21 protein-coding genes are annotated in these 21,039 nt (G+C 73.6%); 16 read left to right on the top strand and 5 right to left on the bottom strand.

What is annotated here, in order from left to right:
* Positions 1 to 39 precede the first annotated feature (39 nt).
* Together IF19_RS1000000137790 and IF19_RS0123640 are read right to left on the bottom strand one after the other, a co-directional pair.
* Positions 40 to 1,080: an SCO1860 family LAETG-anchored protein gene (locus tag IF19_RS1000000137790; RefSeq protein ID WP_030117387.1), complete on the bottom strand. Its 1,041-nt coding sequence runs from the start codon at positions 1,078 to 1,080 to the stop codon at positions 40 to 42.
* 357 nt (positions 1,081 to 1,437) lie between these two features.
* Positions 1,438 to 2,538 carry an amidohydrolase family protein gene (locus tag IF19_RS0123640; RefSeq protein WP_030117386.1) on the bottom strand — a complete coding sequence of 367 codons (1,101 nt, stop codon included), beginning with the start codon at positions 2,536 to 2,538 and terminating at the stop codon, positions 1,438 to 1,440.
* A gap of 104 nt (positions 2,539 to 2,642) precedes the next feature.
* Between IF19_RS0123640 and IF19_RS0123635 the strand changes: the two genes are divergently transcribed.
* The 6 genes from IF19_RS0123635 (at position 2,643) to IF19_RS0123610 (ending at position 8,638) form a co-directional block, all read left to right on the top strand.
* Positions 2,643 to 3,749 (top strand): pyridoxal-phosphate-dependent aminotransferase family protein, encoded by a 1,107-nt coding sequence (locus tag IF19_RS0123635; RefSeq protein ID WP_030117385.1) that lies wholly within the window; start codon positions 2,643 to 2,645, stop codon positions 3,747 to 3,749.
* A 309-nt stretch (positions 3,750 to 4,058) separates the two neighbouring features.
* Entirely contained in the window at positions 4,059 to 4,589 is a 531-nt protein-coding gene (gene ectA, locus IF19_RS0123630) for a diaminobutyrate acetyltransferase (RefSeq protein ID WP_078580606.1), read from the top strand.
* A gap of 216 nt (positions 4,590 to 4,805) precedes the next feature.
* Positions 4,806 to 6,068: a diaminobutyrate--2-oxoglutarate transaminase gene (ectB, locus tag IF19_RS0123625; protein ID WP_030120055.1), complete on the top strand. Its 1,263-nt coding sequence runs from the start codon at positions 4,806 to 4,808 to the stop codon at positions 6,066 to 6,068.
* A gap of 89 nt (positions 6,069 to 6,157) precedes the next feature.
* Positions 6,158 to 6,556, top strand: a complete 399-nt coding sequence (locus IF19_RS0123620; protein ID WP_007450483.1) for an ectoine synthase — start codon at positions 6,158 to 6,160, stop codon at positions 6,554 to 6,556.
* Between the two features lie 6 nt (positions 6,557 to 6,562).
* Complete coding sequence (gene thpD, locus IF19_RS0123615; protein ID WP_030117381.1) at positions 6,563 to 7,456, top strand: ectoine hydroxylase; 894 nt, start codon at positions 6,563 to 6,565, stop codon at positions 7,454 to 7,456.
* A 147-nt stretch (positions 7,457 to 7,603) separates the two neighbouring features.
* Entirely contained in the window at positions 7,604 to 8,638 is a 1,035-nt protein-coding gene (locus tag IF19_RS0123610; protein ID WP_030117380.1) for a VOC family protein, read from the top strand.
* On the opposite strand, the gene IF19_RS0123605 is transcribed toward IF19_RS0123610, so the two are convergent.
* Positions 8,614 to 9,684, bottom strand: a complete 1,071-nt coding sequence (locus tag IF19_RS0123605) for an alkene reductase (protein ID WP_030117379.1) — start codon at positions 9,682 to 9,684, stop codon at positions 8,614 to 8,616. The two genes, IF19_RS0123610 and IF19_RS0123605, sit on opposite strands and share 25 nt — an antisense overlap.
* 164 nt (positions 9,685 to 9,848) lie before the next feature.
* Here IF19_RS0123605 and IF19_RS01000000134930 point away from each other — a divergent pair, with 164 nt between their 5' ends.
* Entirely contained in the window at positions 9,849 to 10,424 is a 576-nt protein-coding gene (locus IF19_RS01000000134930) for a MarR family winged helix-turn-helix transcriptional regulator (RefSeq protein ID WP_030117378.1), read from the top strand.
* A gap of 38 nt (positions 10,425 to 10,462) precedes the next feature.
* Here the strand turns inward: IF19_RS01000000134930 and IF19_RS0123595 are convergent, their stop codons facing one another.
* The gene (locus tag IF19_RS0123595) at positions 10,463 to 11,521 is read right to left on the bottom strand and encodes an aminotransferase class V-fold PLP-dependent enzyme (protein WP_030117377.1); all 1,059 of its coding nucleotides are present in this window, start codon (positions 11,519 to 11,521) and stop codon (positions 10,463 to 10,465) included.
* A 427-nt stretch (positions 11,522 to 11,948) separates the two neighbouring features.
* Positions 11,949 to 12,665: a DsbA family oxidoreductase gene (locus IF19_RS0123590; protein ID WP_030117376.1), complete on the bottom strand. Its 717-nt coding sequence runs from the start codon at positions 12,663 to 12,665 to the stop codon at positions 11,949 to 11,951.
* A 147-nt stretch (positions 12,666 to 12,812) separates the two neighbouring features.
* Here IF19_RS0123590 and IF19_RS0123585 point away from each other — a divergent pair, with 147 nt between their 5' ends.
* From IF19_RS0123585 to IF19_RS0123545, 9 genes are all read left to right on the top strand, one after another.
* Positions 12,813 to 13,196 carry a VOC family protein gene (locus tag IF19_RS0123585; RefSeq protein WP_030117375.1) on the top strand — a complete coding sequence of 128 codons (384 nt, stop codon included), beginning with the start codon at positions 12,813 to 12,815 and terminating at the stop codon, positions 13,194 to 13,196.
* A 91-nt stretch (positions 13,197 to 13,287) separates the two neighbouring features.
* Positions 13,288 to 13,764, top strand: a complete 477-nt coding sequence (locus IF19_RS0123580) for a GNAT family N-acetyltransferase (protein WP_030117374.1) — start codon at positions 13,288 to 13,290, stop codon at positions 13,762 to 13,764.
* Positions 13,765 to 13,890: 126 nt separating this feature from the next.
* Positions 13,891 to 14,889, top strand: coding sequence for an ArsR/SmtB family transcription factor (locus IF19_RS0123575; protein ID WP_030729741.1), 999 nt, complete (start codon positions 13,891 to 13,893; stop codon positions 14,887 to 14,889).
* A 204-nt stretch (positions 14,890 to 15,093) separates the two neighbouring features.
* The gene (locus IF19_RS1000000137460; RefSeq protein WP_030117372.1) at positions 15,094 to 15,426 is read left to right on the top strand and encodes a hypothetical protein; all 333 of its coding nucleotides are present in this window, start codon (positions 15,094 to 15,096) and stop codon (positions 15,424 to 15,426) included.
* 13 nt (positions 15,427 to 15,439) lie between these two features.
* The gene (locus tag IF19_RS1000000135485; protein ID WP_050490932.1) at positions 15,440 to 15,823 is read left to right on the top strand and encodes a peptidase inhibitor family I36 protein; all 384 of its coding nucleotides are present in this window, start codon (positions 15,440 to 15,442) and stop codon (positions 15,821 to 15,823) included.
* A gap of 163 nt (positions 15,824 to 15,986) precedes the next feature.
* Entirely contained in the window at positions 15,987 to 17,186 is a 1,200-nt protein-coding gene (locus tag IF19_RS0123560; RefSeq protein WP_234313216.1) for a hypothetical protein, read from the top strand.
* Positions 17,183 to 18,535: a sensor histidine kinase gene (locus IF19_RS0123555; protein ID WP_050493882.1), complete on the top strand. Its 1,353-nt coding sequence runs from the start codon at positions 17,183 to 17,185 to the stop codon at positions 18,533 to 18,535. Before IF19_RS0123560 ends, IF19_RS0123555 begins: the two co-directional genes overlap by 4 nt.
* On the top strand, positions 18,532 to 19,194 hold the full coding sequence (locus IF19_RS0123550) for a response regulator transcription factor (RefSeq protein ID WP_030117366.1): 663 nt from the start codon (positions 18,532 to 18,534) through the stop codon (positions 19,192 to 19,194). Before IF19_RS0123555 ends, IF19_RS0123550 begins: the two co-directional genes overlap by 4 nt.
* 174 nt (positions 19,195 to 19,368) lie before the next feature.
* Positions 19,369 to 20,820 (top strand): peptidoglycan D,D-transpeptidase FtsI family protein, encoded by a 1,452-nt coding sequence (locus IF19_RS0123545; protein WP_030277468.1) that lies wholly within the window; start codon positions 19,369 to 19,371, stop codon positions 20,818 to 20,820.
* Positions 20,821 to 21,039: the final 219 nt, after the last annotated feature.

Raw genomic sequence — 21,039 nt, 5'->3', positions numbered from 1 at the left:
CCCCGCCCCGGACGCGCTACGGCGTCGTACCGGTCCTGGTCAGCTCCGGGCGGCGCCGCGCCTGCGCGCGAGCACCGTCGCGCCCGCGCCCACGGCCAACAGGAGGGCCGCGCCGCCCGCGATGTACGGGGTGGCGGAGCTGCCGCCCGTCTCCGCGAGGTTCTCGCCGGGGCCGGTCTGCGGCTTCACGTCGCCACCGCTCGTACCGCCCTGGTCGCCTCCGGCACCGCTATCGCCACCGGTGGAACCGTCCGTGGAACCGCCGGTGGAACCGCCGTCCGTGGAGCCGCCCGTCGAACCGCCGTCCGTGGAGCCGCCGTCGGTGGAACCGCCCGTCGCGCCGCCGTCCGTGGAGCCCGGCTTCCCGGGGGTCTTCGGGGTCTCGCAGGTGGCCTCGGCGAGGGTGACCTCGCCGTTCACCTCGGCCACGTTGAGGTTGAGCGGGTTGACCGCGACCTTGAGCTGGAGCGCCGTCGCGGCCGCCGTCCGCTCGGTGGTCACCGTCTTGGACAGATCGAGGGTGACCTCGCCGACGCCCGGCACCGCCACCCGCGTCGGGCCGGCCGCGCTGAGCGTCACCTTCTTGCCGAGGACCGCGACGTGGCCGAGGACGTTCGACTCGGCGACGGGCTTCTTCCCCGCCTCGCAGACCGCCTTGGAGGTGACCTTCTCGACCTCGACGAGCGAGAGCGCGGTGAGTCCGGGCACGTGGATCCTCGCCTTGACCAGGTTGGTGAGCCCCTCCGCCCGGTGCTCGTCGACCGTGGCGTTCGCGGTGGCCACGTCGGCGCGCAGGATGCTGACCGGGGCTCCGCCCTCCATGCCGTCCACGTTCACGCTGAGCGCGGTCTTCTCCGCGCTGGCCGGGGCCTGCACCTCGTTGAGCGTGGCCTTGAGTGGCACGTGGACGGACTTGTTGAGGAGCGAGACGTCGAGCCCGGTGCGGAGCACGACCGCGCTCGCCCGGCCCTCGCCCTTGCCGGGCGTCGCCTGGGCTGCGTGCGCGGGGACGGCGGCAAGCAGGACGACCGGAGCGGCGGCGACCGCGAGGGCGGCGAGACGGAAGGTGTTGCTGTTCAAGATGGTGGAACCCCCACAAGAGACATGGAGCCACCGGCGGCAGTCCAATGGGGGACATCGCCCGCGCCGGTGGCGTCGACTCCGTGAATCTTTACGCACTGTGGGTGAACTGGCGGACACCTGGCGTGAGTTCACCCCAAAGGGTGGTTTTAGCGCTCACATTCGAATCTTTCGGCACGGGCGTTCCCTGTCGTCACTCGATTCACCCCGCATCGGCCGTACAAGCCGCCCGGAGACCGCGCCTGGCGCGGCGCGCGGAGGAAGACCAACGAGCCGGAGGCGCGTCCGTCACCGCTCGTCAACACGGCTCCCCGCAGCGCGCCGCGTCCGCTCACCCGACGGCGCCGCCGTTCCGGGTCACCCGACCACCCGCCCTTCGAGCACGACGTGCCGCGGGGCCGCCAGCACCCGCACGTCCGCGCGCGGGTCCTCGTCGTACACGACCAGGTCCGCCGGAGCGCCCTCCTCCAGCGCCGGCCGCCCCAGCCAGCGCCTCGCCCCCCACGCGGTGGCGGACAGCGCCTCCAGCGGCGGGATGCCCGCCTTGACCAGCTCGGCCACCTCGCCGGCGACCAGGCCGTGCGCCAGGGAACCGCCCGCGTCGGTGCCGACGTAGACCGGGATGCCCGCGTCGTACGCGGCGCGCACGGTGTCGTAGCGGCGCTCGTACAGCCGCCGCATATGGGCCGACCAGCGGGGGAACTTCGCCTCGCCGCCCGCCGCCAGGTCAGGGAAGGTGGCGATGTTGACCAGCGTCGGGACGATCGCCACCCCGCGTTCGGCGAAGAGCGGGATGGTGTCCTCGGTGAGGCCCGTGGCGTGCTCGACGCAGTCGATGCCCGCCTCCACCAGATCGCGCAGCGACTCCTCGGCGAAGCAGTGCGCGGTGACCCGGGCGCCCAGCCGGTGCGCCTCGGCGATGGCCGCCTCCACCTCGCCGCGCGGCCAGCAGGCGGTCAGGTCCCCGACGGAGCGGTCGATCCAGTCCCCCACCAGCTTGACCCAGCCGTCGCCGCGCTTCGCCTCCCGCGCCACGTACGCGACGAGGTCGCCGGGCTCGATCTCGTGGGCGTAGTTGCGGATGTAGCGGCGGGTCCTGGCGATGTGGCGGCCGGCCCGGATGATCTTCGGCAGGTCCTCGCGGTCGTCGATCCACCGGGTGTCGGAGGGCGATCCGGCGTCCCGGACGAGCAGCGTGCCGGCCTCCCGGTCGGTCAGCGCCTGGCGTTCGGCGGTCGCGGCGTCGACGGGCCCGTGCCGGTCGAGGCCGACGTGGCAGTGCGCGTCGACCAGGCCGGGCAGCGCCCAGCCCCGTACCGTCTCGGCCCGGTCCGCGCCCGGTGGCCGCTCGTACGTGATCCGGCCGTCCACGGCCCACAGTTCGTCCCGCACCTCGTCCGGGCCGACCAGGACCCGGCCCTTCACCCGCAGCACCCGCTGCTCCTCCTGATCACTCATATGCCGCACTGTACGAGGCCGTCGGTAGGCTGCCAGGGCCCGGGAACATGTCGGCGGACCGCCCAGGCCCGCCCCCGACGAACGACACCGAAGAGAGCCCCGCCGTGACGCACCCCTTCCTCGACCTCCCCCCGCTGACCGCCGCGCGTTTCGCGGCCATCGAACGGCGGGTGGCCGCGCTCCTGGCCACCGAGCAGGACGTCGTCATCACCCAGGGCGAGGCCCTGCTGCCCCTGGAGGGCTGCATCCGCGGCGGCGCGCGCCCCGGGTCGACCGCGCTGAACGTGGTCACCGGACCGTACGGGCAGACCTTCGGCAACTGGCTGCGTGACTGCGGCGCGACCGTCGTCGACCTCGCCGTGCCCTTCCACACCGCCGTGACCGCCGACCAGGTCGCCGAGGCGCTCGCCGCGCACCCGGAGATCGACTTCGTCTCGCTGGTCCACGCGGAGGCGGCCACCGGCAACACCAACCCGGTCGCGGAGATCGGTGAGGCGGTCCGGGCGCACGGGGCGCTGTTCATGCTGGACGCGGTCGCCTCGGTGGGCGCCGAGCCGCTGCTGCCGGACGCCTGGGGCGTCGACCTGTGCGTGATCGGCGCGCAGAAGGCCATGGGCGGGCCCGCCGGGGTCTCCGCGGTCTCGGTGAGCGAGCGGGCCTGGGAGCGGATGGCCGCCAACCCGGCCGCGCCGCGCCGTTCCTACCTCTCCCTCCTGGACTGGAAGGAGCGCTGGATCGACGGCGGCCGGACCGCGCTTCCGCACGCGCCGGCGCAGCTGGAGATGCTGGGCCTGGAGGCGTGTGTGGCGCGGATCGAGGAGGAGGGCGCGGAGACCGTGATGGCCCGCCACGCCTCGGCGGCCGCGGCGACCCGGGCCGGGGCGCTGGCGCTGGGCGGCGGCCTGGAGCCGTACGTCCACGAGGCGCGGGACGCCGCGCCGGTGGCCACGACGCTGCGTGTCCCGGCCGGAACGGACGCGACCGCGCTGGTCGCGCACGCGGTGGCGGCGGACCCCGTGCTGCCGCTCGTCGCGGGCGGCGGGGCGCTGGCGAAGGAGATGATCCGGGTCAACCACTACGGCCCGGACGCGACGCGGGGCACGGTGCTCTCCTCGCTCGCGGCCGTGGGCGCGGCGCTGGCGGACGCGGGTGTTCGGGTCGATATCGAGGCTGCCCGTCGGGCCGTTTCGGAAACCTGGACGAGCCGCTGATATTCATAATGTGGGAAGCTGCTTTATAGAAAAGCAGCTTCCCACATTCTTCTGCCCGCTTTCCCGTCACCTAAACGGGTCAGTTTTTTCTGGCCGCGAACTTCGTGATTCGGACAGGTTCCACGAGAGTTACAACCCTGTGACCGACTCCACACGAGCGGCATTATGCCCGATTAATTCGGGACAAAGCGCAGGAAACCACCTCCGCATCGCGCGGGTTCTCACGCACGCCTGATAACACAGGCAGGCGCTCCGACCAACCCCTTGCGACGATGCAATTTCGAAATTTGCTGGGTAAATTCAATTCGCATGACCGCCGCACCAGCAGATTTTGCCCGTGCCCGAAGCGAATTCCTCAGTATCGATGCACCGCGAGTGGAGGACGGAGCCGCGATCTGGCGCATCGCCCGCGACTCCAAGGTCCTGGACCTGAACTCCTCGTACAGCTACCTGCTGTGGTGCCGTGACTTCGCCGCGACGTCCGCCGTCGCCCGGGGCGAGAACGGCGAGCCCATCGCCTTCGTGACGGGCTACCTCAGGCCCGACCGCCCCCAGACGCTCGTCGTATGGCAGGTGGCCGTTGACCAGGCCCACCGGGGCAAGGGACTGGCCGCCGCTCTGCTGGACGCGCTGACCTCCCGGGTCGCCGCCGACCAGGGACTGTCGTCGGTGGAGACGACGATCACCCCGGACAACACCGCCTCCGAGCGGCTGTTCACCTCCTACGCCCAGCGCCACGACGTCGGACTGGAGCGGGAGGTCCTCTTCGACGGCGACCTGTTCCCCGAGGAGACGCACCTGCCCGAGGTGCTCTACCGGATAGGCCCGTTCACCACCTGAGCCGTCCCGTTCCGGGCACCGGCGTACCCGACCCGTACGCCGTCCGATCCACCGATCCACCGATCCGCAGGCCCACCGGCCGGCGCACCCGACCCGTGCGCCCCGGTCCCACGACTTTTCGCGCCGGCCGACCACCCGGCGCGGTCCCGGCCGCATCCGTGCGGCGGGGAGCACCAGACCACCGCCCGTCACACCCCCTCACGCAGGAGATCCGCTGTGACCATCACCCCGCCCGCACTGAGCGTCTTCGAGACCCTGGAGTCCGAGGTCCGGAGCTACTGCCGCGGCTGGCCCGCCGTCTTCGACCGCGCGCAGGGAGCCCGGCTGACCGACGAGGACGGCCACTCCTACCTGGACTTCTTCGCCGGGGCCGGCTCGCTCAACTACGGCCACAACAACCCGGTGCTGAAACGAGCGCTGATCGACTACATCGAGCGCGACGGCATCACCCACGGCCTGGACATGGCGACCACCGCCAAGCGCGCGTTCCTGGAGACCTTCCAGAACGTGATCCTGCGCCCGCGCGACCTTCCGTACAAGGTGATGTTCCCCGGCCCGACCGGCACCAACGCAGTCGAGTCGGCGCTGAAGCTGGCCCGGAAGGTCAAGGGCCGCGAGTCCGTCGTCTCGTTCACCAACGCCTTCCACGGCATGTCGCTGGGCTCGCTCGCCGTCACCGGCAACGCGTTCAAGCGCGCCGGGGCCGGCATCCCGCTGGTGCACGGCACCCCGATGCCGTTCGACAACTACTTCGACGGCCAGGTCCCGGACTTCCTCTGGTTCGAGCGGCTGCTGGAGGACCAGGGCTCCGGGCTGAACAAGCCCGCGGCCGTGATCGTGGAGACGGTCCAGGGCGAGGGCGGCATCAACGTGGCCCGCGCCGAGTGGCTGCGCGCGCTCCAGGACCTGTGCCACCGCCAGGACATGCTGCTGATCGTCGACGACATCCAGATGGGCTGCGGCCGCACCGGCGGCTTCTTCTCCTTCGAGGAGGCCGGGATCACCCCGGACATCGTCACCCTGTCGAAGTCCATCAGCGGCTACGGCCTGCCGATGTCGCTCTGCCTGTTCAAGCCGGAGCTGGACATCTGGGAGCCGGGCGAGCACAACGGCACCTTCCGCGGCAACAACCCCGCCTTCGTCACGGCCGCCGCCGCGCTGCAGGCGTACTGGGCGGACGGCCAGATGGAGAAGCAGACCCTGGCCCGGGGCGAGCAGATCGAGCAGACGCTGCTGGCCATCTGCGCCGAGGAGCCGACCGCGCACTTCCGCGGCCGCGGCCTGGTGTGGGGCATGGAGTTCGAGGACCCGGCGCGCGCCTCCGCGGTCTGCGCCCGCGCCTTCCGGCTGGGGCTCCTGCTGGAGACCTCCGGCCCGCAGAGCGAGGTCGTCAAGCTGCTCCCGCCGCTGACCATCACCCCCGAGGAACTGGACGAGGGCCTGCGCACGCTGGCCCGTTCCGTCCGCGAGACGGCCTGACCCGGCGCTGCCGGGGCAGGCGAAGAAGGAGGGGCCCCGGACCGCGAGGTCCGGGGCCCGCGCAGAGAAGAGAAAGGCGACAGCTCACCGTGATCGTCCGATCGTTCAGTGACATCGAGAACACCGACCGGCATGTGAAGGCCGCGTCCGGCACCTGGGAGAGCAAGCGCATCGTGCTCGCCAAGGAGAAGGTGGGCTTCTCGCTCCACGAGACCGTGCTCTACGCGGGTACGGAGACCTCCATGTGGTACGCGAACCACATCGAGGCCGTGCTGTGCACCGAGGGCGAGGCCGAGCTCACCAACGACGAGACCGGCGAGACGCACTGGATCACGCCCGGGACCATGTACCTGCTGGACGGGCACGAGCGGCACACCATGCGGCCCAAGACGGACTTCCGCTGCGTGTGTGTCTTCAACCCCCCCGTGACCGGACGGGAGGATCATGACGAGAACGGCGTCTACCCCCTGCTGACCGAGGAGGCCTGAACCACCATGACCACCGAAGTACGCGCCGATCTGTACCCCTCGCGCGGCGCCGCCGAGATGACCACTCCCCGCCAGGACCCGGTCATCTGGTCCGCGCCGGGCGCACCGGGTCCGATCAGCGCCAAGGACCTCCAGGGCTACGAGCACGACGGATTCCTCACCGTCGACCAGCTCATCACCCCGGACGAGGTCTCCGTCTACCGGGCCGAGCTCGACCGGCTCGTCTCGGACCCGGCGGTCCGCGCCGACGAGCGCTCGATCGTCGAGAAGCAGACCCAGAACGTACGGTCCGTCTTCGAGGTCCACAAGCTCAGCGAGGTCTTCGCCGGGCTGGTCCGCGACGAGCGGGTGGTGGGCCGCGCCCGCCAGATCCTCGGCTCGGACGTCTACGTCCACCAGTCGCGGATCAACGTGAAGCCGGGCTTCGGGGCCACGGGCTTCTACTGGCACTCGGACTTCGAGACCTGGCACGCGGAGGACGGTCTGCCGAACATGCGGACGGTGTCCGTGTCGATCGCGCTGACCGAGAACTTCGACACCAACGGCGGGCTGATGATCATGCCCGGTTCGCACAAGTCGTTCCTCGGCTGCGCGGGCGAGACGCCGAAGGACAACTACAAGAAGTCGCTCCAGATGCAGGACGCCGGCACCCCGTCCGACGAGGCGCTGACGAAGATGGCCGACCGCCACGGCATCAAGCTCTTCACGGGCAAGGCCGGCTCGGCGACGTGGTTCGACTGCAACGCCATGCACGGCTCGGGCGACAACATCACGCCGTACGCGCGCAGCAACGTCTTCATCGTCTTCAACAGCGTGGAGAACGAGGCGCAGGAGCCCTTCGCGGCTCCGATCCGCCGCCCCGAGTTCATCGGGGCGCGCGACTTCACCCCGGTGAGGTAGCGGCACGCACAGGCGGGTGAGGCCCGGGACGGTACGCCGTCCCGGGCCTTCGCGCGTACGCCGCCGCGGGGGCGCGTGTACGGCCCGGCGGCCCCCCGTGCGTAACTCGGTGGACCGGGACGGGAGTCGGCGGGGAGGGTGTGCGCCATGACTTCTCGCGTACGCCACATCACGATCGACTGCGCCGACGCCTACGCGCTCGCCGGCTTCTGGGCCGAGGTGCTCGGCGCGCCGCTCTCCGACGACGACCTGCCCGGTGACCCGGAGGCGCTGGTCGAGGCCCCCGGCGCGGCCGTGCTCTTCGTCCAGGTGCCCGACGGGAAACGGACCAAGAACCGCGTCCATCTCGACGTCCAGCCGCAGGACCGCTCCCGGGACGAGGAGGTGGAGCGGCTGCTCGCGCTCGGCGCGACCCTGGTGGCCGACCACCGCAAGCCGAACGGGCGCGGCTGGGCGACGCTGGCCGACCCCGAGGGCAACGAGTTCTGCGTGGAGTGCTCCGCCGCCGAGCGGGCGGCGCTGACCGGGACCCGGCTGCCGGTGACCGCCGACGACGTGACGTCCGCCGTGCGGCTCGCGGTGGACGTGCTGGCCGGGGCCCCGGCGGACCGCTGGGAGGAGCCGGCCGGCAGCCTGACCTGGACCTGCTGGGAGACGGCGGAGCACCTGAGCGACGATCTGTTCGCGTACGCCGTGCAGTTGGGCCCCCGTACGCCGTCGCTGGAGCGGGACGTGCCCTACCGGTGGGCTCCCGAGCGGCAGGGCGGACCGTCCAACGCGGTCTTCGCCGACCGGGAGGCCGGGCCCGCCGGGCTGCTCGCCACGCTGGAGGCGAGCGGGGCGCTGCTGGCCTCGATGGCCCGGACGACGCCGCCGGGAGTGCGCTCGTACCACGGGTACGGGGTCTCCGACCCGGAGGGCTTCGCCGCGATGGGGGTGGTGGAGACCCTGGTGCACACCCACGACCTGGCGCGGGGGCTGGGTCTGGAGTGGTCCCCGCCCCGGGATCTGTGCGGCCGGGCGCTGGCCCGGCTCTTCCCGGACGCGCCGGAGGGCGGCGACCGGTGGGCCGTCCTGCTGTGGGCCACCGGCCGCGCCGAGCTGCCGGACCACCCGCGCCGCACCGCGTGGCGGTGGGACGGGCGGCCCCTGGCGGATCAGACGGCGTCGAGCGCCGGGTAGTCGGTGTAGCCCTTGGCGTCGCCGCCGAAGAAGGTGGCCGGGTCGGGGGTGTTGAACGGGCCGCCCGCCTTGAGCCGGGCGGGCAGGTCCGGGTTGGCGAGGAAGAGCGCCCCGTAGGAGATCAGGTCGGCGATGCCGTCGTCGATCACCGTGTGGTCGCCGGGGCCCGTGGGGCCCTCGGTGTGCGCGTTGAGGACGACGGCCCCGGAGAACGCCTTGCGCAGCGCGAGGGTCAGCTCGCGGATCGGGACGGCCTCCAGGATGTGCAGGTAGGCGATGCCGATCGGCTCGATCTCCCGGACCAGCGCGGTGTACGTGGCCTCCGGGGCGGGCTCGTCGATGCCGTTGTACGGGTTGCCCGGCGAGATGCGCAGTCCGGTGCGCTCGGGGCCGATCGCGGCGGCGACGGCCTTGACGACCTCGACGGCGAAGCGGGTGCGGGCCTCGTCGGAGCCGCCCCAGGCGTCGGTGCGCAGGTTGGTGTTGGGCGCCAGGAACTGGTGGATGAGGTAGCCGTTGGCGCCGTGCAGTTCGACCCCGTCGAAGCCGGCCTCCACGGCGTTGCGGGCGGCGGTGACGAAGTCGTCGACGGTCGCGCGGACCTCAGCGTCGGTCAGCTCGCGCGGCTCGACGAAGTCCTTCGGTCCGGCGTGGGTGTAGACCTGCCCCTCGGCCGTGACCGGGGAGGCGCCGACGGGGACGAGACCGTCCGGCAGCAGGACGGGGTGGCCGATGCGGCCCGTGTGCATGATCTGGGCGAAGATCCGGCCGCCCGCGGCGTGCACGGCGTCGGTGACCGCGCGCCAGGAGGCGACCTGCTCGGCGCTGTGCAGGCCGGGCGTGGAGGGGTAGCCCTGGCCGACGACGGAGGGCTGGATGCCCTCGGTGATCACGAGTCCGGCCGAGGCGCGCTGGGCGTAGTACGTGGCGGTCAGCTCGGTGGCGGTGCCGCCCTCGCCGGCCCGGCTGCGGGTCATCGGGGCCAGGGCGATGCGGTTGGCGAGCGGGGTGCCGGCCAGGTCGATCGGGTCGAAAGCGGTGGTCATGAGGGCTCCTGAGAAAGTATGTGGTCGGCCAACGATCGCCGCCGGGAGTCACTGTAGCCCATTCATTGGCCGACCAAGGTAAAGTCGTGGGAAACCGTCGGGCATCATCGGAAGCCGCCGCCCGAGAGCCGCCGCTCTCCGCCCGAGGACCTCAGGAGCCCGCCATGACCACCGGCCGCGCCACCCCCGCGGAAGCCGCCTGTACCGACGCGCCGAACGCGCAGCGCGCCCCCGCGCCGGACACGGCGTGCGCCGACGCGCCGAACGCCTGCGCCGTGGCGCCTCCGGCGGCGGCGCTCGGCGGGCCCGTCAGCCATGCCGTCTCCCGGGTCGCCCGGCTGCACCGGATCGCGGCGGGCAAGGTGCTCAAGGGGGTGGGCCTCTACCCGGGGCAGGAGCTGCTGATGACGCACCTGTGGGACCGGGGGGCGGTCCGCCAGACGGAGCTGATCAGGGCGCTGGAGCTGGATCCGTCCACCGTCACGAAGATGCTCCAGCGACTGGAGCAGACCGGGCACGTGCGCCGCCGCCCCGACCCGGCCGACCGGCGGGCGGTCCTGGTCGAGGCGACCGACGACAGCTGCGCGCTGCACACCGCCGTCGAGACGGCCTGGGGCCGGCTGGAGGAGCAGACGCTCGCGGGTCTGGAGACGGCGGAGCGGGACGAACTGGTCCGGCTGCTGGCGAAGGTCGAGGAGAACCTCTGCCAGGAGACGGCGGACTGCCCCGACCGCGCCTGACGCGCGCCCCCGGGGCCTTCCGTACGGATCCGTACGGATCAGGCCAGGAACTCCAGCACCCGGTCGATATCGGCCTCCGTGTTGTAGAGGTGGCAGGAGATCCGGAGGTTGCCGACCGGGGCCGAGACCGCGATCCCCGCCTCCGCCAGGGCGGGCTCACGGCCTGCCAGCCCGGGTACGGAGACGATGGCCGACTCCCCCGGGACCACCGCGCGCCCCAGCCCGGTGAGCCCGGCGCGCAGCCGGGCGGCGAGGCCCGTGGCGTGGGCGTGCAGCGTGTCGGCGCCGACCTCGGCGAGCAGGGCGAGGGAGTGCTCGGCCCCGTGGTACGAGAGGAAGGCGGGCGGCTCGTCGAACCCCCGGGCGGTCGGGGCGAGGTGCTCCAGCGGACCGTAGTTGCCCGCCCAGGGCGGACCGGCGGAGACCCAGCCCGCGAAGAGGCGCGGCAGGGTCTCCTGCGCCTCCTCCGTGACGGTGAGGAACGACGTGCCGCGCGGGCAGAGCAGGAACTTGAAGCCGCCGGTGACGGTGTAGTCGTACGCGCCGGCGTCCACCGGGAGCCAGCCCGCCGCCTGGGTGGCGTCCAGCAGCGTCCGGGCCCCGTGGGCGGCGGCGGCCGCGCGGACGGCGGCGAGGTCGGCCACCCGGCCGTCCGCCGACTGCACGGCGGAGAAGGCGACCAGCGCGGTCGTGGGACGTACGGCGGCGGCGAGGCCGTCGAGCGGGGCGTACCGCATCCGCAGATCGCCGCGGAGCGCGAACGGGCTGACCACGGAGGAGAACTCGCCCTCGGGGCACAGGACTTCGGCGCCGGGCGGCAGTGAAGCGGCGATCAGGCCGACGTGCACGGTGACGGAGGCACCGGTGGCGACCCGGTCCGGATGGACCCTGACGAGCCGGGCGAAGCCGGTCCGCGCCGCCTCCACCGCGTCGAAGCTGCCCGCGCCGATCCGGCGGCCCGCCGCGTTCTCGTCGGCCAGGGCCTTGACGGCGGCGATGGTCCGGCGGGGCAGCAGCCCCCAGCTGGAGGTGTTGAGGTAGGTGGTCTCCGGCGCGAACTCGGCGGCTGCCGCAGGGATGGGCGCGAGGCTCGTCATACGACCAGCCTGTGTCCCCCGTGCGGCACCGTCAATCACGCGGAGTCGGGCAGTGCGCCGAAGCGGGGCTCGCGGGCGGGGTGTCCGGCGCCACGCGCGGCGCACGTGCGGCGTGCGGCCTTCACGCGCGGCGCGAGCCCCGGCGTGCATGGGGTGAGGCGCCCCACGCGCGGCGCGACCACGGCACGCGTGGAGTGTGCGCCCCGATGCACGGCGCGATCACGGTGTGCGTGGGGTGTCCGGCCCGATGCACGGCGCGAGCCCGGCACAGGCGAGGTGTGCGCCCCGAGCGCGGCGCGAGCCCGGCACAGGCGAGGTGTACGCCCCGAGCGCGGCGCGACCACGGCACGCGTGGGATGTCCGGCCCCACGCGCGGCACGAGCCCGGCGTACGCCGTACCGGCCGTGGGCGGCGTGCGCCCGGCCGGTCAGCTCCGCGGGACCTCGCAGGCGCCGTCCGGGCCGCATGCCTCCGCGTCCCCGCCGACGGGGGTGAGCGCGGTGGCGGGGCGGTCCTTCCACGCCTGCTCCAGCGCCTGGACGAAGACCTCGGAGGGCTGGCCGCCGGAGATCCCGTACCGCCGGTCGAGGACGAAGAACGGTACGGCGCTCGCGCCCAGTTCGGCCGCCTCGCGCTCGTCGGCGCGGACGTCGTCGGCGTACGCATCGGGGTCGGCGAGCACCGACCGCGCCTCGCCGGCGTCGAGCCCGGCCTCCACGGCGAGGGCGAGCAGCACCTCGTCGTCGTAGACGGAGCGCTCCTCGGCGAAGTTCGCCCGGTAGGCGAGGGTCAGCAGTTCGTCCTGGCGGCCCCGCGCCTTGGCCAGGTGCAGCAGCCGGTGGATGTCGAAGGTGTTGCCGTGGTCCCGGCCCTCGACGCGGTAGCCGAGCCCCTCGGCCTGGGCATTGGCGGCGACGTCGGCCTCCATGGAGGCCGCCTCCTCGCGGCTGCGCCCGTACTTCCGGGCCAGCATGTCGATCACGGGGGCGGTGTCGTCCTTGGCGCGGGAGGGGTCGAGCTCGAAGGACCGGTGCACCACCTCGACCTGGTCCCGGTGGGCGAACTCGGCGAGGCCCTTCTCGAAGCGGGCCTTGCCGATGTAGCACCAGGGGCAGGCGATGTCCGACCAGATCTCGACGCGCATCTCTTCTTCTCTCCAGGACTGACGGGGCGCGCGAAGGGGTCGTCCGCGCGCCGGTACTCCGGGGCAACACCGGAGCTGACCTGGTGATTCCCCCACCGGCCGGGAAGCGCTGGCGCACCGGGTCGGTGATGGGGGAAACTCGCGCCCATGATCTCGGTGGTGCAGAACGTGGCGATCGACTGTGCGGACCCCTACGAGCTGGCCCGCTTCTGGAGCGAGGTGACCGGCTGCCCGCTGCACCCGGACGACGTGCCGGGCGTCACGGAGGCGCAGGTGCAGCTCACGGAGGGCCCGGCGCTGTACTTCAACCAGGTCCCCGAGGCCAAGGCCGGCAAGAACCGGATCCACCTGTGCCTGCGCCCGGACACCTCGCGCGAGCCGGAGGTGGAGCGGCTGCTCGCCCTCGGCGCCGCCCTCGTCTCCGACCGGCGGAACGAGGACGGCTCCGGCTGGGCGGTCCTCGCCGATCCCGAGGGCAATGAGTTCTGCGTCCTGCGCAGCGCGTCGGACCGGGCCGCGACGGATGGCTGACGCGAACCGCCCCGGGGTGGTCGGTCCCGACGCCGCGGGACGGCCCGCTCGCCCCCCGATGACCGCTCGCTCCCGCCCTCAGGAGGCTGACGTGACCCGGATCAGCCTGCGCGCGGTCCAGGACGGGGACCTGCCGCTGTTCTTCGCGTGGATGAGCGACCCCGAGGCGACCCGCGTCGCCGCGTTCACCGCGCGGGACCCCGCCGACCGGGCCGCGTTCGACGCGCACTGGGCGCGCATCCGCTCCGATGAGGGCGTGGTCATGCGCACGGTGGTGGCCGACGGGGCGGTCGTGGGCCATGTCGGGGAGTACGGGGAGGCGGGCGACCGCCAGGTGACGTACTGGATCGACCGCGCGCACTGGGGCCGCGGCCTGGCGACGGCCGCCCTGCGCGCCTACCTCGACGAGACGCCCACGCGTCCGCTGCACGCACGGGCCGCCGCCGACAACGCGGGCTCGCGCCGGGTGCTGGAGAAGTGCGGCTTCGTCGTGACCGGGGCGGACCGGGGCCCCGCGCGGGCGCGCGGGGAGGAGATCGACGAGGTCCTGGTCACGCTGTACGCCTGACCGCCCGCCCTCCCGCTGGAACGACGGATGCCCGGTAGCCGTGGCCAGATACAGCCGTTGCGCGGCTTATGTCCGGGGCGGAAGAATCGCCGGGTCCGGATGGTGACGCACGGAACGGGACGCTCGGTGAAACGCATCCACTTCACGGCGGAGGACCTGGCGCGGACCCGCGTGGCCCCCACGATCGGCGTCGCGGCGGAGACGTTCGACAGCGTACGGATGCTGAGGGACCGGGATGCCGGGCCCGCGTTCCGCGGCTGGCAGGCGTCGGTCCGCGGGCGGCTCGGCGAACAGGCGGGCCCGCTCGCGGCGTTGATGCCCGCGCGGGGCCCCCTGATCGACGCGATGAGCCTGATGGGCGCCGCCCCGTCGATCGACGAGGCGGTGGACACCTGGATGGGGGCTCCCCGGGCCCTGCTGCGGGCCGAGTTGGAGCACATCGGCTTCCACCCCGCGCACCGCACGTGGGCCCGCGGTCTGCTCGACGGCACCCGGGAGGCCCGCCTCCAGGTGGCCGCGGCGCTCCGGTCCTGCCACCGGGTGACCGTCGCCCCCTACTGGGGCAGGGTCCGCTCCCATCTGGGCGAGGTACGGGCCGGGTACGTGCGCGCCCTGGCGGACGGCGGGGTCGACCGGCTCCTCGCCACGCTCGGCGGACCGGCGGCCCGCTGGCGTCCCCCCGTGCTGGAAGTGGACCACGTACGCGACGCGGACGTCCATCTGAACGGGCGCGGTCTGGTCATCGCCCCGACGATGTTCTCCATCCACCAGATCGAACTGCTCTTCCCGCCGCTCGATCCGTCCCGGCCGCCCACGCTGGCCGTGCCCGCGCCGAGCGACGCCGCGCCCTGTTCCGCGCTGTGGGAGAGCGCGGGCGAGTCCGGCGTCCCCGCGCTCGACGAGTTGCTGGGGCGCACCAGGGCCGCTGTCCTGAGAGCGGCGGTCCCCGGGTGCCGCACCACGGAGCTGGCCCGCCGCCTGGGCATCTCCCCGGCGACCGCGACCCACCACACCGCGGCGTTGCGCAACGCTCGTCTGCTCGCCACCCGCCGGGAGGGCAAAGCCGCCGTGCACACCGTCACCACGCTGGGCCTGTCCCTGCTGAGCGGGGGCCCCGTCGTCTGACGGGACGTCCGGTCAGGGCCGGCCCCGGACTCCTCCAGCCGGTTGCCGGACTCCTTTCGACTCTCCTCGAATCGTTGGCGCCCCCGCTCCCGCTCCTCCTACGTTCGGACACGAAGCGACCACCCGCCGCCGAGCCCGAACCGGCGACGGAACACCGCCTCGTACGCATCTCGTGAACGGGGCGCCGACCACTGGGGGACGTACATGATCAGAACGCGTATCGCGGGGACGCTGGCATCGGCCGCGCTCGTCCTGGCGGGGGTCACGGCCCTCGCACCGGGGGCCGCCGCGAGCGGCGCCTCCCCCGCCGCCGGCGCATCCATCCAGCAGGCGTGCTGGGGTCAGCCGGAGCACGGTGGCGAGGGCCACTACGGGAACAGCGGCTGGTGCGACTCGGGCCGCTACCGCCAGGCGATCAGGTGCGAAACCCTGGGCGGCTACCGCTATGTGCACTACGGCCCGTACGTCTGGGCCCCCGCGAAGAGCACCGCATGGTGCGCCCTCGGCGACAGGGTCGTCGCCAACTGGCTCGAGTAGACGGAGCGGACACATGCGCAAGGCATTCCTCGAACCGGCCCTGGCGGCCGCCGTCGTCCTGTCGGCGGTCACCGTCTCGGCTCCGGCGGCGACCGCCGCCCCGGCAGCCGGCTGGAGCCGCTGCCCCGCCGGTTCCTTCTGCGTCTTCGACGGCGCGAACGGCACCGGAACGATCGCCTGGTTCCGGTCCGGTTCGCCGGACCTGCGGGGGCAGTCCATGGACAACCGGACCTCCTCCTACTGGAACCGCACCGGCACGGTGTTCGCCCTGCACGACTGGTACGGCTACGGCGGCAACTGCTGGCCGGTCTGGAGCCAGAGCCAGACCAACCTGGAGTCGGTCAACCGGGAGTGGAACGACATCGCCAGCTCGGTGAGCAGGGGCTCCTGCGGCTGAGCCGCGGGCAACGGGGGACGGGGCCGCCGCTCCGGTGGACATCACACCGGAGCGGCGGCCCCGCACTGCCGCGCCCGGCGACGATCCGTCTCCCCCGTGCGGCGGAGGCGGATCGTCGGCGGGCAGGAGTCGCCGGGGCGGGCCGCGCGGAAGCCTGGGGCCCATGACAGCGAACCGGCGAACCGACCACGGCGCGCTCCCCCGGCCCCCCGCGCCGTCCCCGCACGGCCGCACGACTTCCCCGTACGGCCCCGAGCGGTCCGCCGACCGCGGCTCATCGCCCCCGCTCCGCACGGAGCCCGCGCTGCGCACGGAGCCCCCGCTGCGTACGGAGTCCCCGTTCCGCACAGGTCGTGCGCGGGCCGTGCTCCGGGCCGTCGCCATCGCGTCCTGCGTCCCCTACATCACCCTCAAGGCGGCCTGGGCGGCGGGCAGCGGGGTCGGCATCCCCGAGGGGAGCCCCCTGCTGGACGGCGGCACGCCGCTGGCCGTCGGCAACGCGGCGACGGTCCTGATGGACGGCGCGGTCGTCGTCCTCGCGCTGCTGCTGACCCGGCCGTGGGGCAGGCGGGTGCCCGCCTGGCTGCTGGTGCTGCCGATGTGGGTGGCGAGCGGTCTGCTGCTCCCGATCATGACGGCCTATCCGCTGCAACTGGCCGTACGGCTGCTCGGCGGTGACGGCGGCCGTCCGGCGGGCGGGGGCGCCGAGCCGTTCCTCGAACCGTGGGTCTTCGGCGTGGTCTACGGCGGCTTCATCCTCCAGGGCCTCACGCTCGGGGCCCTGTTCACGCTGTACGCCGGGGAGCGCTGGGGAGCGTTGTGGCGGGGGCGGCTGCGGGATCTGCCGGAGAGCCCGACCGCCCCGGCCCTGCGGGCGACCGCCGTCGCCGCCGCCGTGTTCGCACAGGTCCCTCTCGCCGCGCACCTGCTGTGGGCCGCGGGATCGACCGCCGGTCTCGACGCGGGCACGGCGGCCGCCCGTACGAGCGATTTCCACGTCCTCGAAGCGGTCAACGCGGTCTTCGCCGTCTGCGCGGTCACGGGGGTCCTGCTCCTCGCCTTCCGGCGCGGTGGCCGACTGCCGTCGCGGGTGCCGCTCGCCCTGGCCTGGGCCGGTTCGGCCCAGACGGCGTGCTGGGGCGGCTGGCTCACGCTCGCGGTGCTGGCGGGCGCGGGCGATGCCACGGAGCGGACACCGCAGGCGACGGTGGTGATCTACGCTGTCCAGATGCTGGCCGGGGCGCTCGTCGTGACACTGGGCGCGCACTTCTTCGCGGAGCGCTCGGCGGCCCTCGCCTCCTCCTCCGTCCCGGTCCGGCGTGCGGTCGAGGCCCCCGCGCCCCGCGAGAGCCGGGTGCCATGAGAACGGTCCGCGCACTGTTCGGCCGGCGGGCCCGGCTGCGCTGGCTGCATCTGATCATGGGCGGCGCGCTGCTGATGCCGTACTTCCTGGTCGGCACGGTCCTGGTGGGCATGACGAGCGGCGGGCAGCAGTTGTTCTCCTCGGTGCCCGCCCAGCTCGGCGCGTTCGGGCTCGCGCTGCCGATGGCGGCGTTCACCGGCCTCTTCGCCCTCGTCCGGCCGCTGTGCGTGGCCGCGGCGCGCGCCCTGTGCGGGGTGCCGACCGCCGTGCTGGCCGACGGGCCGGCCCGGACCCGGCAGGCCCGGGTGCGTACCGCCGGCTGGTACACGCTGCACCTGGCGCTCGGCGGGATCGTCAGCGGGGCGACGCTGGCGCTGCCGCCGTTCGCGGTGGCGGTGGCCGCCCTGCCCCTCTCCCCGGGGCTGCGGAGCACCTGGCTGCTCGACGGCCCCGAGCCGCTGCGGGAGCCGTGGGCCCTGGCCCTCGCGCCGTTCGCCGGGATCGCGATGCTGGTGGCGCTGGCCGCGGTCGCCGCCGCGGCCGGGGAGGTGCTGGCCCGGCGGGCCCCGGTGCTGCTCGGGCCGACGCCGGAGGACCGGCTGGCCGCCGCCGAGCGCCGGGCGGCGGATCTCGCGGTACGCAACCGCCTCGCCCGGGAGCTGCACGACTCGGTGGGCCACGCGCTGAGCGCGGTGACCCTCCAGGCGGGGGCGGCCCGCCGGGTCCTGGACCGCGATCCGGAGTTCGTCCGGGAGGCGCTGACGGCCATCGAGGAGACGACGCGGCGGACGGTCGGCGAGCTGGACGCGGTCCTCGGGCTGCTGCGGCAGGACGGGGAGCCCGACGGGGAGCAGGCGGCGTACGGCCCGGGGCTGGACGCGCTGGGCGGGTTGCTGGCGTACTGCGGGGTGCCGGTGGCGTACGAGAGCGACGGCGACCCGGAGGCCCCGGGCGCGGTACGGCCGGACGTCTCACGGGAGGCCTACCGGATCGTCCAGGAGGGGCTGAGCAACGCCCTGCGGCACGGCGGGGTCGCGGCGCAGGGCGCGGGGGCGGCGCCCGTGCGGCTGCTGGTCGCGGTGCGCGCGGAGGAGTTGGAGATCGTGATGGAGAATCCGCTGGGCGATCGCGCCGCCGTGGCGCGCCCCGGGGGCGGCCGGGGGCTCCGGGGCATCGCAGAGCGCGCCGTCCTGCTGGGCGGCCGCGCCGGGGCGGGCCCGGACGGGGACGTCTGGCGGCTGACGGCCCGGCTGCCGCTGGCGGCCCCGGGCACGGCGGCGGGGACGGGGCCGGGGACACGGGCAGCCGGAGCGGAACGGTCCGGAACGGAGGCGGAGGGGCGGCGATGAGCGGGATTCCGGTGCGGGTGGTGCTGGCGGACGACGAGCGGATGGTGCGTACGGCGCTTCGCGTGATCCTGGACGCCGAGGAGGGCATCGAGGTCGTCGGGGAGGCCGCCACCGGCGCGGAGGCCGTCTCCGTGGTGCGGGAGCTGCGGCCCGACGTGGTGCTGATGGACGTACGGATGCCGGAGATCGACGGCATCCGGGCCACCGAGCAGATCCTCGCCACCCTGGCGGACCCGCCGAGGATCGTCGTGGTGACGACCTTCGAGAACGACGCGTACGTGTACGAGGCGTTGCGCGCCGGGGCGGCGGGGTTCCTGCTGAAACGGGCCGCGGCCGAGGAACTGGTGCAGGCGGTGCGCCTGGTGGCGTGCGGCGACTCGCTCCTGTATCCGGCGGCGGTGCGCACGCTGGCGGCCGAGCACGCCGCGCGCCGCCCGGCCCCCGCCCCGCCGTGGGCGGCCCGGCTGACCGGCCGCGAGGCGGACGTCCTGCGGCTGATGGCGGCGGGGCTGACCAACGCGGAGATCGCGGGGCGGCTCTCGGTCGGGCCGGCGACGGCGAAGACGCATGTGGCGGCGGTCCTCGCGAAGACCGGGGCCCGGGACCGCACGCAGGCCGTCATCGCCGCGTACACGTCGGGCTTCATCAGCCCGGCCTGAGCCGCCGGGGCCCACCCGCCCGCGCCCGAGCCGCCCGGGGGGCGGCTGAGCGCCCGGCCCGCCCGGCCGACCGGTGGGGCGGGAAACGGCCTGATCCGCCCGGCAGGTGAGAAACGGGTGAGAAGCGGCACGGTCAGGAACGCTCGGAGGCGTCCCGCTCGTCCCTCCAGCGGGATGAACAAGACAATCAGGCGCGCTTCGGTCTTCTGCCTGCTCATGGTGCTCGCCCTGCTGGTGCGGGCGACGTGGGTGCAGGGCTACGAGGCCAAGGCGCTCGCAGACGACGAGCACAACCGGCGGAAGACGATCGCGCAGTACGCGCAGCCGCTCGGGGACATCATCGTGGCCGGTTCGCCGGTCACCGGATCGAAGGGGACCACGGGTGGCGACCTCCGGTACAAGCGCACGTACACCCAGGGCGAGCTGTACGCGGCCGTCACCGGCTACAGCTCGCAGGCGTACGGGGCGACCCAGCTCGAAGGCGTCTACGGCGACGTCCTGGACGGCACGGACGACCGGCTGAAGAACCCGAAGGACCTGCTCACCGGCGAGCAGGCGACCCCGGGGAACGTCCTCACCACCATCGACCCCGGCGTGCAGAAGGCGGCCTACGAGGCGCTCGGCGACGACAAGGGCGCGGCCGTGGCGATGGACCCGAAGACCGGGCGCATCCTCGGCATGGTCTCCACCCCCTCGTACGACCCCTCGAAGATCAGCGGGACCTCGGACGGCGACGCCTGGAAGGCGCTGCTGGACGACAAGGACAAGCCTCTGGTCAACCGGGCGCTGCGGCAGCCGCTGGCGCCGGGCTCCACGTTCAAGCTGGTGGTCGCGGCCGCCGCGCTGGAGAACGGGCTGTACGGCTCGGTCGACGAGCGCACCGACAGCCCCGACCCGTACACCCTGCCGAACACGAGCACCGTCCTGCGCAACGAGAACGCCTCCGCCCCGTGCGCGAACGCGACCCTGCGGACGGCGCTCCAGTACTCGTGCAACAACGTCTTCGCCAAGGCCGCCGTCGATCTCGGCCAGGACAAGGTGAAGAAGATGGCGGACGCGTTCGGGTTCGACACGGAGAAGCTGGACGTCCCGGTGCGGGCGGCGCCGAGCGTGTACCCCACCGGGATGGACGAGGCGCAGACGGCGCTGTCGGGGATCGGCCAGTTCGAGGTCACCGCGACCCCGCTCCAGATGGCGATGGTCACCTCGGCGCTGGCCAACGGCGGCGAGCTGGCCGCGCCGCACATGGTGTCCCGGGTGACGGACGGGGACGGCACGACCCTGGAGGAGAGTGGCGACGACGACCGCGAGCGGGTGGTCGAGGAGTCGACGGCGAAGCAGTTGCGGAGCGCGATGGTGACGGTCGTCGAAGAGGGCACCGGGGCCAACGCCCGGATCCCCGGGGCCGAGGTCGGCGGAAAGACGGGCACCGCGCAGAACGGCGTGGACAACAGCAACGCGCCGTACGCCTGGTTCACCTCGTACGCGAAGGACCGGGAGAGCGGCGAGGAGGTCGCGGTGGCCGTGATCGTCGAGGACTCGGGTTCGGCGCGCTCCGAGGTGAGCGGCAACGGCCTGGCCGCGCCCATCGCGCAGAAGATGATGAAGGCGGCGCTGGAGCGGTGAACGGGCGGACCTCACCCTTCTTTCCGGCCGGTCCGCACCGATCGACCAGAACTTAGGTTACCCTTGCCTTACTCGGCGCTCCGGACGGTCCCGGAGCGCCGACGAACGTTCGGGGGCGGCGGGGGAGGTACGGGCATGGGTCCGGCGGAGCACGGCGCGGCGAGCGAGCCGGAGCACGGCGCACAGCGGCGGCCGGATCGCGCGGGCGCGTCCGGCAGG

Source organism: Streptomyces californicus, assembly GCF_000717645.1.
Lineage (GTDB): Bacteria > Actinomycetota > Actinomycetes > Streptomycetales > Streptomycetaceae > Streptomyces > Streptomyces californicus.
Note: the sequence above shows the minus strand (reverse complement) of the source record. Positions and strands in the feature narration are given on the sequence as shown.

What these genes read in the sequence shown, in the direction of transcription:
- IF19_RS0123555 (WP_050493882.1), top strand. Translation starts at nt 17,183, where the DNA reads ATGAGAACGGTCCGCGCACTGTTCGGCCGGCGGGCCCGGCTGCGCTGG.
- IF19_RS0123550 (WP_030117366.1), top strand. Translation starts at nt 18,532, where the DNA reads ATGAGCGGGATTCCGGTGCGGGTGGTGCTGGCGGACGACGAGCGGATG.
- ectA (WP_078580606.1), top strand. Translation starts at nt 4,059, where the DNA reads ATGACCGCCGCACCAGCAGATTTTGCCCGTGCCCGAAGCGAATTCCTC.
- IF19_RS0123545 (WP_030277468.1), top strand. Translation starts at nt 19,369, where the DNA reads ATGAACAAGACAATCAGGCGCGCTTCGGTCTTCTGCCTGCTCATGGTG.
- IF19_RS1000000135485 (WP_050490932.1), top strand. Translation starts at nt 15,440, where the DNA reads ATGCGCAAGGCATTCCTCGAACCGGCCCTGGCGGCCGCCGTCGTCCTG.
- IF19_RS0123590 (WP_030117376.1), bottom strand. Translation starts at nt 12,665, where the DNA reads ATGCGCGTCGAGATCTGGTCGGACATCGCCTGCCCCTGGTGCTACATC.
- IF19_RS0123585 (WP_030117375.1), top strand. Translation starts at nt 12,813, where the DNA reads ATGATCTCGGTGGTGCAGAACGTGGCGATCGACTGTGCGGACCCCTAC.
- IF19_RS1000000137460 (WP_030117372.1), top strand. Translation starts at nt 15,094, where the DNA reads ATGATCAGAACGCGTATCGCGGGGACGCTGGCATCGGCCGCGCTCGTC.
- IF19_RS0123560 (WP_234313216.1), top strand. Translation starts at nt 15,987, where the DNA reads ATGACAGCGAACCGGCGAACCGACCACGGCGCGCTCCCCCGGCCCCCC.
- IF19_RS0123640 (WP_030117386.1), bottom strand. Translation starts at nt 2,538, where the DNA reads ATGAGTGATCAGGAGGAGCAGCGGGTGCTGCGGGTGAAGGGCCGGGTC.
- IF19_RS0123595 (WP_030117377.1), bottom strand. Translation starts at nt 11,521, where the DNA reads ATGACGAGCCTCGCGCCCATCCCTGCGGCAGCCGCCGAGTTCGCGCCG.
- IF19_RS01000000134930 (WP_030117378.1), top strand. Translation starts at nt 9,849, where the DNA reads ATGACCACCGGCCGCGCCACCCCCGCGGAAGCCGCCTGTACCGACGCG.
- thpD (WP_030117381.1), top strand. Translation starts at nt 6,563, where the DNA reads ATGACCACCGAAGTACGCGCCGATCTGTACCCCTCGCGCGGCGCCGCC.
- IF19_RS0123605 (WP_030117379.1), bottom strand. Translation starts at nt 9,684, where the DNA reads ATGACCACCGCTTTCGACCCGATCGACCTGGCCGGCACCCCGCTCGCC.
- IF19_RS0123610 (WP_030117380.1), top strand. Translation starts at nt 7,604, where the DNA reads ATGACTTCTCGCGTACGCCACATCACGATCGACTGCGCCGACGCCTAC.